Annotated in this window: 11 protein-coding genes; 4 read left to right on the top strand and 7 right to left on the bottom strand. The window is 69.2% G+C overall.

The genetic code is table 11. The annotated features are described in order from the left end of the window. Position 1 precedes the first annotated feature (1 nt). The gene (gene mutS / locus BLQ03_RS05985) at positions 2-2,629 is read right to left on the bottom strand and encodes a DNA mismatch repair protein MutS (protein ID WP_090753878.1); all 2,628 of its coding nucleotides are present in this window, start codon (positions 2,627-2,629) and stop codon (positions 2-4) included. A 134-nt stretch (positions 2,630-2,763) separates the two neighbouring features. Between mutS and BLQ03_RS05980 the strand changes: the two genes are divergently transcribed. Together BLQ03_RS05980 and BLQ03_RS05975 are read left to right on the top strand one after the other, a co-directional pair. Beyond that, on the top strand, positions 2,764-3,597 hold the full coding sequence (locus tag BLQ03_RS05980) for a 2-keto-4-pentenoate hydratase (protein ID WP_090753876.1): 834 nt from the start codon (positions 2,764-2,766) through the stop codon (positions 3,595-3,597). Positions 3,598-3,670: 73 nt separating this feature from the next. Then, positions 3,671-5,953 carry an NADP-dependent malic enzyme gene (locus BLQ03_RS05975; protein WP_090753875.1) on the top strand — a complete coding sequence of 761 codons (2,283 nt, stop codon included), beginning with the start codon at positions 3,671-3,673 and terminating at the stop codon, positions 5,951-5,953. 13 nt (positions 5,954-5,966) lie between these two features. On the opposite strand, the gene BLQ03_RS05970 is transcribed toward BLQ03_RS05975, so the two are convergent. From BLQ03_RS05970 to BLQ03_RS05960, 3 genes are read right to left on the bottom strand one after another with little or no spacing between them, the layout of a single operon-like run. After that, entirely contained in the window at positions 5,967-6,566 is a 600-nt protein-coding gene (locus tag BLQ03_RS05970) for a hypothetical protein (RefSeq protein ID WP_090753873.1), read from the bottom strand. A gap of 54 nt (positions 6,567-6,620) precedes the next feature. Then, positions 6,621-7,502 (bottom strand): oxygen-dependent tRNA uridine(34) hydroxylase TrhO, encoded by an 882-nt coding sequence (trhO, locus tag BLQ03_RS05965; protein ID WP_090753872.1) that lies wholly within the window; start codon positions 7,500-7,502, stop codon positions 6,621-6,623. Positions 7,503-7,549: 47 nt separating this feature from the next. After that, on the bottom strand, positions 7,550-9,142 hold the full coding sequence (locus BLQ03_RS05960; protein ID WP_090753870.1) for an SLC13 family permease: 1,593 nt from the start codon (positions 9,140-9,142) through the stop codon (positions 7,550-7,552). A gap of 179 nt (positions 9,143-9,321) precedes the next feature. Between BLQ03_RS05960 and pncA the strand changes: the two genes are divergently transcribed. After that, positions 9,322-9,915, top strand: coding sequence for a bifunctional nicotinamidase/pyrazinamidase (gene pncA / locus BLQ03_RS05955; RefSeq protein WP_090753868.1), 594 nt, complete (start codon positions 9,322-9,324; stop codon positions 9,913-9,915). Beyond that, a complete protein-coding gene (gene pncB / locus BLQ03_RS05950; RefSeq protein WP_090753867.1) occupies positions 9,912-11,219 on the top strand; it encodes a nicotinate phosphoribosyltransferase in 1,308 nt (435 codons plus the stop codon). Before pncA ends, pncB begins: the two co-directional genes overlap by 4 nt. 85 nt (positions 11,220-11,304) lie before the next feature. Here pncB and BLQ03_RS05945 read toward each other — a convergent pair whose 3' ends face one another. The 3 genes from BLQ03_RS05945 to BLQ03_RS05935 are packed head-to-tail and all read right to left on the bottom strand — an operon-like array spanning position 11,305 to position 13,688. Further along, a complete protein-coding gene (locus BLQ03_RS05945; RefSeq protein ID WP_090753865.1) occupies positions 11,305-11,691 on the bottom strand; it encodes a type II toxin-antitoxin system VapC family toxin in 387 nt (128 codons plus the stop codon). Further along, on the bottom strand, positions 11,688-11,972 hold the full coding sequence (locus tag BLQ03_RS05940) for a type II toxin-antitoxin system Phd/YefM family antitoxin (protein ID WP_090753864.1): 285 nt from the start codon (positions 11,970-11,972) through the stop codon (positions 11,688-11,690). Before BLQ03_RS05940 ends, BLQ03_RS05945 begins: the two co-directional genes overlap by 4 nt. A 51-nt stretch (positions 11,973-12,023) precedes the next feature. Continuing rightward, positions 12,024-13,688, bottom strand: coding sequence for an NAD+ synthase (locus BLQ03_RS05935; protein WP_090753862.1), 1,665 nt, complete (start codon positions 13,686-13,688; stop codon positions 12,024-12,026). Between the last annotated feature and the right edge of the window lie 129 nt (positions 13,689-13,817).

Genomic DNA, 13,817 nt, shown 5'->3' with positions numbered 1-13,817 from the left:
TTTAGCCCCGTGCCAGCGCGACCAGCTCGTAGATCAGGTCCAGCGCCTCGCGCGGACTGAGGCTGTCGGGCTGGACGGCCTGGAGCCGCTTTTCGGCGGCAGACTCCGGCTTGTGCGCCGGGGGAGGTGCGGGCGGGGCCGAGCGGAACAGCGGCAGATCGTCGATCAGCGCCGCCGGTCGCGCGGCGCCGTCGCGGGCGCCGGCTTCCAGCGCGTCGAGGATTTCCCGCGCGCGTTCCACCACCTCCGAGGGAAGGCCCGCGAGCCGCGCCACCTGCACGCCATAGCTGCGGTCGGCGGCGCCCTTGAGCACCTCGTGCAGGAAGATCACCTCGCCGTTCCATTCGCGGACGGCGACGGTGGCGTTTTCCACCCCCTCCAGCTTGGCGGCAAGCTGGGTCATCTCGTGGTAATGGGTCGCGAACAGCGCCCGGCAGCGGTTCGCGCCGTGCAGATGTTCCAGCACCGCCCAGGCGATCGAAAGCCCGTCCCAGGTCGCGGTGCCGCGGCCGATCTCGTCCAGAATCACCAGCGCGCCCGCATCCGCCTGGTTCAGGATCGCGGCGGTTTCCACCATCTCGACCATGAAGGTGGATCGTCCGCGGGCGAGGTCGTCCGCCGCGCCGACGCGGCTGAAAAGCTGCGAGACCAGCCCGATATGCGCCCGCCGCGCCGGCACGAAGGCCCCCGCCTGCGCCAGCACTGCCATCAAGGCGTTCTGCCGCAGGAAGGTCGATTTACCGGCCATGTTCGGCCCGGTCAGCAGCCAGATTGCCGGGGTCTGCCCTTCCGTCAGGGCGCAGTCGTTGGCGACGAAGGGCTCTCCCTTTCGCTTGAGCGCGCGTTCCACGACCGGGTGGCGACCGCCCTCGATGACGAAGGCGCGGCTGTCGTCCACGAGGGGGCGGGTCCAGCCCTCGCCGGTGGCGAGGTCCGCGAAGGCTGCGGCCACGTCGATCTCGGCCAAGGCGCGGGCGGCCTGCCCGATGCGCGGGGACTCGGCCAGCACGGCCCGCACCAGCCGGACGAAGATGGCGCGCTCCAGTTCCAGCGCCCGGTCGCGGGCGTTCAGGATGCGGGTTTCCAGTTCCGACAGATCGACAGTGGTGAAGCGGATCTGGTTCGCCGTCGTCTGGCGGTGGATGAACCGCTCGTTCAGGGGCGGGGCGAGCATCCGCTCGGCGTGGGTCGTCGTCGTCTCGATGAAATAGCCCAGGACATTGTTGTGCTTGATCTTCAGGCTCTGGACGCCGGTCTCGGCGATGTAGTCGCCCTGCATCCGGGCAATCACGCCCCGGCCTTCGTCCCGCAGCGCCCGCGTGTCGTCCAGTTCGGCCTCATAGCCGGGCGCGACGAAGCCGCCGTCGCGGGCGAGCAGCGGGGGTTCGGCCACCAGCGCCTCGTCCAAGAGGTCGATCAGCGCGTCATGGCCGACCAGATCGCCCGCCGCCTCGGCCAGCAGCGGGTCGTCGCCGCCGATCATCGCGGCGATCCGCACTGCCGCCGTCAGGCCGTTCCGCACAGCGGCGAGGTCACGGGGCCCGCCGCGTTCCAGCGCCAGCCGCGACAGCGCCCGGTCCATGTCGGGCACCTGCGCCAGCGCGTCGCGCAGGTCGGCGGTCAGGCGGGCGTCCTCGACCAGCGCCGCCACGGCCGCCTGCCGCCGGTGGATCAGCGACAGGTCGCGGGAGGGGGCCGAGATGCGGCGCTCCAGCAGCCGCGCGCCCGGCGCCGTCACGGTGCGGTCGATGGCGGCGAGCAGCGACCCCTCGCGCCCGCCCGAGAGCGCCTGCGTCAGTTCCAGGTTGCGCCGGGTGGCGGCGTCGATCTGCATCACGCCCGCGCCGCTTTCGCGCACGGGCGGAGACAGGCGCGGCATCCGGCCCCGCTGGGTCAGCATCAGGTAATCCGCGATGGCGCCCATGGCCGACAGCTCGGCGCGGGTGAACTGGCCGAAGCCGTCCAGCGTCTCGACCCCGTAAAGCTCGCACAGGCGGCGGACGGCGGCGGTGGAATCGAAGCTCGCCGCCGAAAGCTCGGTCAGGGCGGCGCCAGCTTCGGCCGCGATGTCGTTCAGGCGCGATCCGTCCAGCGCCAGCAATTCGCGGGGGGCGTGGCGGGCGAGTTCCGGCCCGAGCCGCACCTGCGGGCAGGGGGCGACCCGCAGCGCGCCCGTGGAAATGTCCACCCAGGCCAGCGCGCAGTCGTCCCGTACCGTGGCGAAGGCGGCGAGGAAGTTGTGCCGCCGCGCTTCCAGCAGCGATTCCTCGGTCAGCGTGCCGGGCGTGACCAGCCGCACCACGTCGCGGGCGACGACGGATTTCGAGCCGCGCTTCTTCGCCTCGGCCGGGTCCTCCATCTGCTCGGCGATGGCCACGCGAAAACCCTTGCGGATCAGGGTCAGCAGGTAGCTTTCGGCGGCATGGACGGGGACGCCGCACATGGGGATCGGCTCGCCCCCATGCGTGCCGCGCTTCGTCAAGGCGATGTCGAGGGCGGCGGCGGCGGCGACCGCGTCGTCGAAGAACATCTCGTAGAAATCGCCCATCCGGTAGAAGAGCAGCGCGCCCGGGTTGGCCTCGCGGATCGCGAGATATTGGGCCATCATCGGGGTCGGCTGGTCGGTCATGGGCAGGGGCCTTCGCTCGGAACCCCGCCGTTCTAGAGGGGCCCGCGCGGCTTTGGAACCGGCCCGCCGGATTCCATTGGACAGGGGCCCGGCGCGCTGGCAGCGTCGAGGGAAACGGGAAAGGGGAGGTTCCCATGAAACTGATCGCTGCCGCCCTGGTGCTGGCCGCGGGGCCGGCGCTGGCCGAATGTCCGCCGCCCGCGCAGATGCAGGACGCCGCGCGTGCCTGGCTTGCGGGCGAGCGTCTGCCGGACCCCGGCGTCGCCACGGTCGAGGACGCCGCCTGCGCCTATGCCCCCTTCCGCGCGGCGCTTGAGGCCGAGATGGGCGCCCCCGTCGGCTGGAAGGTCGGCTTCACCTCGAAACCCGCGCAGGAACGCTTCGGCGTGACCGCCCCGGTCGCGGGCGCGCTGTTCGCGCCGATGATCCTTCAGGACGGAGCCGAGGTCTCGCTGAAGGGCAGCCGCTCGCCCTTCTACGAGGCGGACCTGGTGGTGACGGTCGCCGACGCCGCCATCAACGAGGCGACCTCGCGCGAACAGGTCGCGGCGGCGCTCTCGGATGTGCGTCCCTTTATCGAGCTGCCCGACATGGCGCTGGCCGAGGGGGTGAAGCCCACGGGGCCGATCATGGCCTCCTACGGCGTGATCCCCTGGCGCGGGGTGATCGGGCAGGGCGTGGCGATGACCGATCTGGCGGACCCCGTGGCGGATCTTGCCGCGCTGACGGTCGAGCTGAAGGCCGATGGTGCCGAACCGGTCCAAGGCACGGGCGAGATGCTGCTGGGCCATCCGCTGGACGTGGTGCTGTGGCTGATCGGCCATGGCGGCGCGCGGCTGGAGCCGGGGCAGGTGATCTCGCTTGGCTCGCTCAGCCCGCTGGTCGAGGCCACGCCCGGCGTGACGGTGACGGCAGATTACCAGGTCGGCGGCAAGCCGATGACCGTGACGGCGCGGCTGGTGGACTAGGCGCCGGCAAAGGGCGCGGGGGCGCATTGCGCGCCCGGCCATTCTGGCGAGACAGGAACGGGGAAGGACAATTATGACCGACAGCAACCAGCCGCAGCGATCCCGCATAACGCCCGAGGAGGCGCTGGCCTATCATCTCGAGCCCTGCCCCGGAAAGCTCGAGATCGTGCCCTCGACGCCCATGGCGACCCAGCGCGACCTGAGCCTCGCCTATTCCCCCGGCGTGGCCGTCCCGGTCGAGGCCATCGCCGCGCGCCCCGAGACGGCCTATGACTACACCACCAAGGGCAACCTGGTGGCAGTCGTGTCGAACGGGACTGCGATCCTCGGGCTGGGGAACCTGGGCGCGCTGGCCTCGAAGCCGGTGATGGAAGGCAAGGCGGTCCTGTTCAAGCGCTTCGCCGACGTGAACGCCATCGACATCGAGCTGGACACCGAGGACCCCGAGGAGATCATCCGGGCCGTCCGCCTGATGGGGCCGTCCTTCGGCGGCATCAACCTCGAGGACATCAAGGCGCCCGAGTGCTTCATCATCGAAAGCCGTCTGAAGGAGATGATGGACATCCCCGTCTTCCACGACGACCAGCACGGGACGGCGGTGATCTGCGCGGCCGGGCTGCTGAACGCGCTGGAACTGTCGGGCAAGCGCATCGAGGACGTGAAGATCGTGCTGAACGGCGCGGGCGCGGCCGGGATTGCCTGCCTCGAACTGCTGAAAGCGATGGGCGCGCGGCACGAGAACTGCATCATGGCCGACACCAAGGGCGTCATCTACCAGGGCCGCACCGAGGGCATGAACCAGTGGAAGTCGGCCCATGCGGTCGCGACCGAGGCACGGACGCTGGCCGACGCGATGGTCGGTTGCGACGTCTTCCTGGGCGTGTCCGCCAAGGGCGCGGTCACGCAGGACATGGTGAAGTCCATGGCGCCGAACCCGGTGATCTTCGCCATGGCCAACCCCGACCCCGAGATCACGCCAGAGGAAGCCCATGCCGTCCGCCCGGATGCCATCGTGGCGACGGGCCGCTCGGATTATCCGAACCAGGTCAACAACGTCCTGGGATTTCCCTACCTGTTCCGGGGGGCGCTGGACATCCACGCCCGCGCGATCAACGACGAGATGAAGATCGCCTGCGCCCGGGCGTTGGCGGAACTCGCGCGCGAGGACGTGCCGGACGAGGTGGCGGTGGCCTACGGGCGCAAGCTCAGCTTCGGGCGCGACTACATCATCCCGACGCCCTTCGATCCGCGCCTGATCCATGTGGTGCCGCCCGCCGTGGCCAAGGCCGGGATGGACACGGGCGCGGCGCGGCGCCCGATCATCGACATGGAGGGTTATGTCCAGACCCTGCGCCAGCGCATGGACCCGACCGCCTCGATCCTGCAGGGCATCCATGCGCGGGCCCGGCAGGCGCAGGCGCGGATGATCTTCGCGGAAGGCGACGACCCGCGCGTCCTGCGCGCCGCCGTCGCCTGGCAGCGCGGGGGACTGGGCCGGGCGCTGGTCGTGGGGCGAGAGGAGGACGTGGCCGAGAAGCTGGCGGCCGAGGGCATGGCCGATGCCCTGCGCGAGCTTGAAATCGTCAGCGCGCTCACCTCGCCGCATCTGAATGCCTATCACGAGACGCTCTACAAGCGGCTGCAGCGGCAGGGCGTGGACCGCGAGGACGCGCTGAAGCTCGCCCGCCGCGACCGCCATGTCTTCGCCGCCTTGATGCTGGCGCATGGGCATGGGGACGCGCTGGTGACGGGGGCCACGCGCAAGGCCTCGCATGTCCTGTCGCAGGTGGGGCATGTCTTCGACCTGCGGCCGCAGGACGGGGCGGTGGGCATCACGGGCGTGCTGCACAAGGGCCGCATCGTGCTGGTCGCCGATACGCTGGTCCATGAATGGCCCGAGGCCGAGGACCTTGCCCTGATCGCCACGCGCGGCGCCCATGTCGCCCGCGCCCTGGGGCTCGAGCCCCGCGTGGCCTTTCTGTCCTTTTCCACCTTCGGCCACCCGATCAGCGAACGTGCGATCAAGATGGCCGAGGCGCCGAAGGTGCTGGACCGGCAGGGCGCCGATTTCGAATACGAGGGCGAGATGACCGTGGACGTGGCGCTGAACCCGGAAGCCGCCGCGCGCTATCCCTTCAGCCGCCTGACGGGGCCTGCCAACGTCCTCGTGATGCCCGCGCGGCATTCGGCCTCGATCAGCGTCAGGCTGCTGCAGGAGATGGCAGGCGCGACGGTGATCGGCCCGATCCTGACCGGCATCCCCCGGCCGATCCAGATCTGCGGCATCGGCTCCACCGTGAACGACATCCTCAACATGGCGGCGATGGCGGCAGGCCGGGTGGGGCAGGTGGCCTGAGGCGCGGCCCACGTCAGAGAAGGACGTGATCCGGCGCGAACGGCCCATGATCGGGAAGGAACACCGGCTCCGGGCCGAAGTCGGGGCCGGACTCGGACAGCGGCTGAAGGATCAGCAGGTCGAACCAGGCCTCTGACCCCAGCGGCATGGCCGGAGAGCCCGCGCCGTCGGCGGGATCACGGCTGCCCGGTGCCGGCAGGAAGATGAAGGCGTCCGCCTGCGTGGCCCGGTCGAGCCAGTCACGGTCCGACACCTCCCGCAGGTCCCGGCGTGCCTGTGCGCAGGGCGACTCGCAGGCTGGAAGGCCGTGCAGCGGCTCGGTGGCGAAGCCGGACTTGAGCCGGCCCATGCCGGGCGCCTCGGCCCAGGACAGGGCGCGGGCGGGCATTGCGACCACCGGCATTTCCCCGGCGTCGCGCAACGTCCAGGCCGTTTGCGGATGCGTCCCGAGGCCTGCCCTGACCCGGACGGGCGTCCCGACGTCCCAGGTCCGACCCGCACCGAAGGGATCGTCATCGTCCCCGAGGGCGAGAAGGGACGAGGCCGCAAGGAAAGGAAACAGGATCTCGGCACCGTTCGGGCCAAGGCCCGTGCCGCGAGGAAAGGTCGTCATGGTTGCCCCTTGAAGGATATCCCCTCGCTTTACAGGGCAGAGTCTAAGATCCCGTTAAATCAGCTCGCCCCGCTCGGCCTGCCGCTGGCGGTCGCGGAAGCGGTCGCGGTCGGCCTCGGTATATTCGTCCGCGCAAAGGTGGCAGCGAACGCCTTCCTCGTATTCGGGACGGGCCGTGTCCTCGGGCGCCAGCGGCCTGCGGCAGGCGTGGCACAGGATGTGGCCGCCGGGCCGAAGACCGTGGGTCAGGCTGACGCGCCGGTCGAAGACGAAGCAGGCGCCGTCCCAGAGGCTTTCGCCCTCGGGCACCTCTTCGAGATATTTCAGGATGCCGCCCTGCAGGTGGACGACCTCGGTCACGCCCTGACCGACAAGGAAGCTCGTGGATTTCTCGCAGCGGATGCCGCCGGTGCAGAACATCGCCACGCGCTTGCCGGCGAATCGGCCGGCGTTATCGGCCCACCAGTCGGGAAACTCGCGGAAGCTGCGGGTGCCGGGGTCGATGGCGCCGCGGAAGCTGCCGATGGCGATCTCGTAATCGTTGCGGGTGTCGATCACCACAGTGTCGGGGTCGCTGATGACCGCGTTCCAGTCGGCGGGGGCGACATGGCGGCCGACGCGGGCGACAGGGTCCACCTGCGGCTGGCCCATGGTCACGATCTCGGGCTTCAGGCGCACCTTCATCCGGCCGAAGGGCATCGCCTCGGCGGCGCTTTCCTTCCACTCCAGCGCCTCGAAGCCGGGCCAGGCGCGGACATGGGCCAGCACGGCCGCGATCCCGTCGCGCGAGCCGGCGACCGTGCCGTTGATCCCCTCCTGCGCGAGGATCAGCGTGCCCCGGACACCCTGCGCCTGGCAGAGCGCCAGCAGGCCCTCGCGCCGGGCATCGGGGTCGGGCAGGGGGGCGAAGTGGTAAAGGGCGGCGACTGTGAACATGGGCGCGGCCTAGTCCAGCCGCGCCCATGAAGGCAAGCGGGCAGGGGTCAGAACGCGACGCCCATCGCGATCCCGCCCAGCAGATACATGATGCCGACGATCAGGATGACGCCGATGATGTTCATCACGGCCCCGCCCCGGGCCATCTGCGCGATGGTCACCTTGCCGGTGCCGAAGACGATGGCGTTGGGCGGCGTGCCGACCGGCAGCATGAAGGCACAGGTCGCGGCCAGCGTCGCCGGGATCAGCAGAAGGAAGGGATCGACGCCGATCCCCAGCGCCACCCCGCCCAGGATCGGGATGAAGGTCGCGGCCGTGGCGGTGTTCGAGGTGATCTCGGTCAGCATCAGGACGATCGCGGTGATGGCGGCGACCAGCCCCAGCGTCGGCAGGGCGCCAAGCCCCGTGACCTGCTGGCCGAACCAGGCGTCGAGCCCGGTCGAGCCCACCGCCGAGGCAAGGCTCAGGCCGCCGCCGAACAGCAGCAGCACGCCCCAGGGCAGGCCCTCCTCGGCGTCCTTCCAGTCCAGCACCATCTGCGTCCGGCCGCGTCCCGGCAGGATGAACAGAAGGATCCCCGCCGCGACGGCAACGCCCGTGTCGTCGAAGCTGCCCACCCAGGGCATCGCCGCGCTGACCGCCGGGATCGAGCCCAGGATGCCCGGCACGATCCAGAAGAAGGCCGCGCCCAGAAAGACATACAGCACCATCTTCTCGCCCTGGCTCAGCGGGCCGAGTTCGCGGATCTGCTGGTCGATCATCTCGCGCCCGCCCGGGATCGCGGGCAGGTCGAAGCGGTACAGAAGCCGCGTCATCAGGAACCAGGCGATGAAGATGAAGGCGAAGGCCAGCGGAAACCCGATCATCATCCAGTTCAGAAAGCCGATTTCCCGGCCCAGTTCGGACGAGGCATAGCCCGCGACGATGGCGTTGGGCGGGCTGCCGATCAGCGTGCCCAGGCCCCCGATCGAGGCCGCCCAGCCGACGGCCAGCACAAGGCAGGTGCCGAAGCGCGCGACATTGGGGTCGTCCACGGCCTCCGTGATGGTTGCGCCCCCTTGCAGGGCCTGCTGCTGGGCGGCGGTGCTGGTGCCGCTGCGGGCCAGGACCAGCGCCAGGACCGAGGTGGCGATGGGCAGCATCATCAGCGCGGTCGCCGTATTGGACACCCACATCGACAGGAAGGCCGTGGCCAGCATCAGCCCCAGCACGATCCGGCGCGGCGACACCCCCACCCGGCGCAGCGTCAGCAGCGCGATCCGCAGGTGCAGGTTCCATTTTTCCATGGCGATGGCGATCAGGAATCCGCCGAGGAACAGGAACACGGTCGAACTGGCATAGGGCGCGGTCGCCTGCGAGATCGTGCGCTCGGTCAGCGCCGGGATCAGCACGATGGGCAGCAGCGATGTGATGGCCAGCGGGATCGCCTCGGTCATCCACCAGATGGCCATCAGCGCCATGACGGTGGCGACGATGCGGGCATCATGGGGCAGGTCGGCCTGCGGACCGAGCGCGACATAGACAACCCCGGCGACGATCAGGCCCAGCGCCCGCAGCGTCCAGAGCGTCCGTGCCGAGCGTCCTCCGGGTCCGTCTTCCTCGAAATCGCGGGCTGTTTCCATCCGGCTGTGGTCGGCCATCCCTTTCCTCCCCTGCGTTCCATTGATTCGCCGATCCGTTAAGCAGCTTTGCGTTCAGTTTCTAGCGCAGGCCGGCCATGCATACAGTGCAATACTTGGAGTGCTGTGGCCGACTTGGGCTTCACGTTGACGCAACCCGGCAGGCTTCCTAAGGTTCGGCGTCCATCGTGGGAAATCTCATGCGCGCCCTGATCGTCGTTGATCTTCAAGTCGATTTCTGTCCCGGCGGCGCGCTGGCGGTGGCGGGAGGCGATGAGATCGTGGGCCCCGTCAACGCCCTGATGGCCGATCATGATGCCGTGGTGCTGACCCAGGACTGGCACCCGGCGGATCATTCCAGCTTTGCCGGCAACCATCCCGGCGCGCAGCCCTTCGGGACCGTGGCCATGCCCTATGGCGAGCAGGTCCTGTGGCCCGACCATTGCGTCATCGGCTCAAAGGGGGCGGCCTTCCATCCCGGCCTGGATCTCGACCGCGCGGACCTGATCCTGCGCAAGGGCTTCCGGCGGGAAATCGACAGCTATTCCGCCTTCTTCGAGAACGACCGCCGCACGTCCACGGGGCTGGCGGGCTATCTGCGCGACCGCGGGCTGACGGACCTGTGCTTCGTGGGCCTCGCCCATGATTTCTGCGTGGCCTGGTCGGCGATCGACGCGGCGCACCTGGGCTTTTCCGCCACGGTGATCGAGGAGGCGACCCGCGCCATCGACCTCAACGGCTCGCGCGAGGCCGCGCAGGCCGCCATGCGCGAGGCAGGAGTGACACTCGCATGATGACCCCGACCGTCGACATCGCCACGCGCGTTTATAACCACAAGTGGAAGATCGACCCGATCGTCCGCTCGCTGATCGACACCGACTTCTACAAGCTGCTGATGTGCCAGTCGGTCTTTCGCTACCAGCCCGACGTGACGGTGACCTTCAAGCTCATCAACCGCTCGAAGGACATCCGGCTTGCGGACCTGATCGACGAGGGCGAGCTGCGCGAGCAGCTGGACCATGTCCGCAGCCTGTCCCTGGCGCGGGGCGAGTCGACCTGGCTGCGGGGCAACACCTTCTACGGCAAGCGCCAGATGTTCCGCCCTGACTTCATGGAGTTCCTCGAGAACCTTCGCCTGCCCGCCTATCACCTGGAAAAGCGCGAAGGCCAGTACGAGCTGACCTTCGAGGGCCGCTGGCCCGAGGTCATGCTGTGGGAGATCCCGGCGCTCGCCATCATCATGGAGCTGCGCTCGCGCGCCGTGCTGAAGGACCTCGGCCGGTTCGAGCTGCAGGTGCTTTATGCCCGCGCCATGACCCGGATCTGGGAAAAGATCGAGGCACTGCGCGAGCTTGGCCCCGACCTGCGGATCGCCGATTTCGGCACGCGGCGGCGGCATTCCTTCCTGTGGCAGGACTGGTGCGTGCAGGCCATGATCGAGGGCCTGGGCGAGCGTTTCACCGGGACCTCGAACTGCCTGATCGCCATGCGCCGCGACATCGAGGCGATCGGAACCAACGCCCACGAACTGCCCATGGTCTACGCCGCCTTGGCCCAAACGGACGAGGAACTGCGGCAGGCCCCCTATCGCGTGCTGGCCGACTGGCATGAGGAACACGACGGCAACCTGCGCGTGATCCTGCCCGACACCTACGGCACGCCGGGGTTCCTGCAGAACGCACCCGACTGGCTGGCGGGCTGGACCGGAATCCGCATCGATTCGGGCGATCCGGTGGCGCTGACCGAATATGCCATCGACTGGTGGAGGTCGCGGGGCGAGGACCCCACGCAGAAGCTGGTGATCTTCTCGGACGGGCTGGACGTGGACGAGATCACGACGCTGTTCCGCCGCTTCCACGGGCGGGTCAAGGTCAGCTTCGGCTGGGGCACGCTTCTGACCAACGACTTCCGCGGGCTGGTGCCGGGCGACGGGCTCGCGCCCTTCAGCCTGGTCTGCAAGGCGGCGGCCGCGAACGGCCGTCCCACCGTCAAGCTATCGGACAACCCCGAGAAATCGACCGGCCCCGCCGATCTGATCCGCCACTACCGGGAGGTCTTCGGCACCACCGAGGGGCGGCGGTTCGACCTGGTGGTGTAAGCGCGGCATGGTACGTGCAGAGCACACATCTCATGGGCCCGATGCATGCAGCCGTAGGGTGCGTGGTTCCCCCGCACCATTCGCTTCACACCATCCGCACCGGCCCGCCATATTCCGCAACGCGGCGGTCGGCGGTCAACAGCTGCATCCCCTCGGTCATGGCCTGAGCGACCAGCATCCGGTCGAAAGGATCGCCATGCACCGGCGGCAGCGTTGGAATGGCGAGACAATGCCGCCCTTCGACCGGCAGCTCAAGATAGCCATTGGCCAGAAGGCCCGCGCGGAAGGGTGCTGGATCGACCGTAAAATCGGCGCGGCCCTGCGCGAACTTGATGGCGATCTCCCAAAGGCTCGCGGTGCTGAAATACAGGCGGTTCTCCGGGTCGCTCATCAGCGTCACAGCGCTCCGGGGAAGCTTCTGCACCGCTACCGCACCCCAGATCAGCAGATGCGTGTCGATCAGCAGGTTCACGCCTTGGGCTTCCGCCGGTCGGGCGGGACGTAAAGCCCGCTGCCGTCATACTTGCCCTCAAACATCGCCTGGATCTCGTCAGCCATCATGTCGTCAAAGTCGTCGGGCACCTCGAACTGGCCCTGCATGAAGCCGAGCCGCCTTGGCGCGGGCTGCTCGACCAGCGTCACCTTGACCACCGGCTTGCCGGCGCGGGCGATGATGAAGGGTTCTCCCTTTTCCACGCCCTCGACGAGGCGGGAAAGATGGGTCTTGGCCTCGTGCATGTTGACGGTCTTCATGGCGGCACCCTGTGGTGGACTAAGCAAATCTAGTCCACCCGTGCCTTCCGTTCAACCGCCCGCCGGGTCGCGCCACCTGTTGACCAGCGGATAGCGCCGGTCGAGCCAGAAGGACCGGGGCGAGACCCGCGGCCCCGGCGCCGCCTGATACCGCTTCCACTCGCTGCCGTAGAGCAGCCGTTCGACCTGCCGCACGGTCTCGCGGTCGAAGCCCTGCGCGACTAGGTCGGCGACCGAGCCGTCGCGTTCGACCAGCCCTTCGAGGATCGCGTCCAGCACCTCATAGGGCGGCAGGCTGTCCTGGTCCGTCTGGTCGGGGCGCAGCTCGGCCGAGGGCGGCTTGTCGATGATGACCGGGGGGATCACCTCGCCCGCCGGACCCTTCATCCAGGGGCGATGGTTCGCATTCCGCCAGCGGCAGGTCGTGAAGACCCGCGTCTTGTAGAGGTCCTTGATGGGATTATAGCCGCCCGCCATGTCGCCGTAGATCGTGGCATAGCCCACGCCCACCTCGGACTTGTTGCCGGTGGTCAGCAGCATCTCGCCGAACTTGTTCGACACGGCCATCAGCAGCACGCCCCGCAGGCGGGACTGGATGTTCTCCTCGGTCAGGTCGGGGGCGGTGCCGGCCATCACCTCGGACAGCGCCTGCGTCACCGCACCGACCGGCCCGTTGATCGGCAGCGTGTCCATGCGGATGCCGAGCCGCTGCGCCAGGTCCTCGGCATCGTCCAGCGAGCCCTGCGACGAATATTCGGACGGCAGCCGCACGCCGCGCACGTTTTCCGGACCCAGCGCATCGGCGGCGATGGCCGCGACCAGCGCCGAATCGATGCCGCCCGACAGGCCTAGCAGCACCTTGCGGAAGCCCGACTTGCGCGCGTAGTCCGCCAGTCCGAGGCAGATCGCGCGGTAATCCTGTTCCCATTCGTCGGGCTGGGGCACCATCTCGCCGCCCTCGGCCCGCCAGCCTTCGTCGGTGCGGGTGAAGTCGACATGCGCCACCGCCTCCTCAAAGGGGGCAAGCTGGACGACCTTGTGGCCGCCCGGGTTCAGCACGAAGCTTCCCCCGTCATAGACCTGGTCGTCCTGCCCGCCCACGAGGTTCAGGTAGACCAGCGGCAGGCCCGTCTCGACCACGCGGGCGACCATGTGGCCCATGCGCAGATCCAGCTTGTTGCGGTGATAGGGGCTGCCGTTCGGCACCACGAGGATCTCGGCCCCCGTCTCGGCCAGCGTCTCGGCCACGCCCGGCCACCAGGCGTCCTCGCAGATGGGCGAGCCGATGCGGACGCCCTCGACCGAGAAGGGCCCGCTGATCGGGCCGGGATCGAACAGGCGGTATTCGTCGAACAGCTCCTTGTGCGGCAGTTCGTGCTTGAGCACCCGCGCCGTGATCCGCCCGCCCTGCAGCACCAGCCAGGCATTGTGCAGCCTGCCCTCCAGCCGCCAGGGCGCGCCGATGCCGATGGCGGGGCCGTCCGCGCAATCGGCGGCCAGTTGCTCGACCACGCGCAGGCAGTCGTCCAGGAAGGCGGGCTTCAGCACCAGGTCCTGCGTCTGGTAGCCGGTCAGGAACATCTCGGGCAGGGCCAGCATCTGCGCGCCCGCGGCCTTTGCCTGATCCCAGGCGGCGCGGGCCTTGGCGGCATTGCCCGCCAGGTCGCCCACGGTGGCGTTCAGCTGCGCGATGGTCAGGCGGAAGCGGTCGGTCATCGCGGTGTCTCCGGGCGGTTTTCCGCGACGATAGGGCGGGGGCGGGGCAAGGGGAAGACGCCCGCTCACGGTCTCGGGCTTTGCGCGGGGCGGCCGGCTGCGCTAGACCGGCGCCGAACAGCGGGCGGC

The sequence above is a fragment of the Paracoccus chinensis genome (assembly GCF_900102885.1).
Classification (GTDB): domain Bacteria; phylum Pseudomonadota; class Alphaproteobacteria; order Rhodobacterales; family Rhodobacteraceae; genus Paracoccus; species Paracoccus chinensis.
Note: the sequence above shows the minus strand (reverse complement) of the source record. Positions and strands in the feature narration are given on the sequence as shown.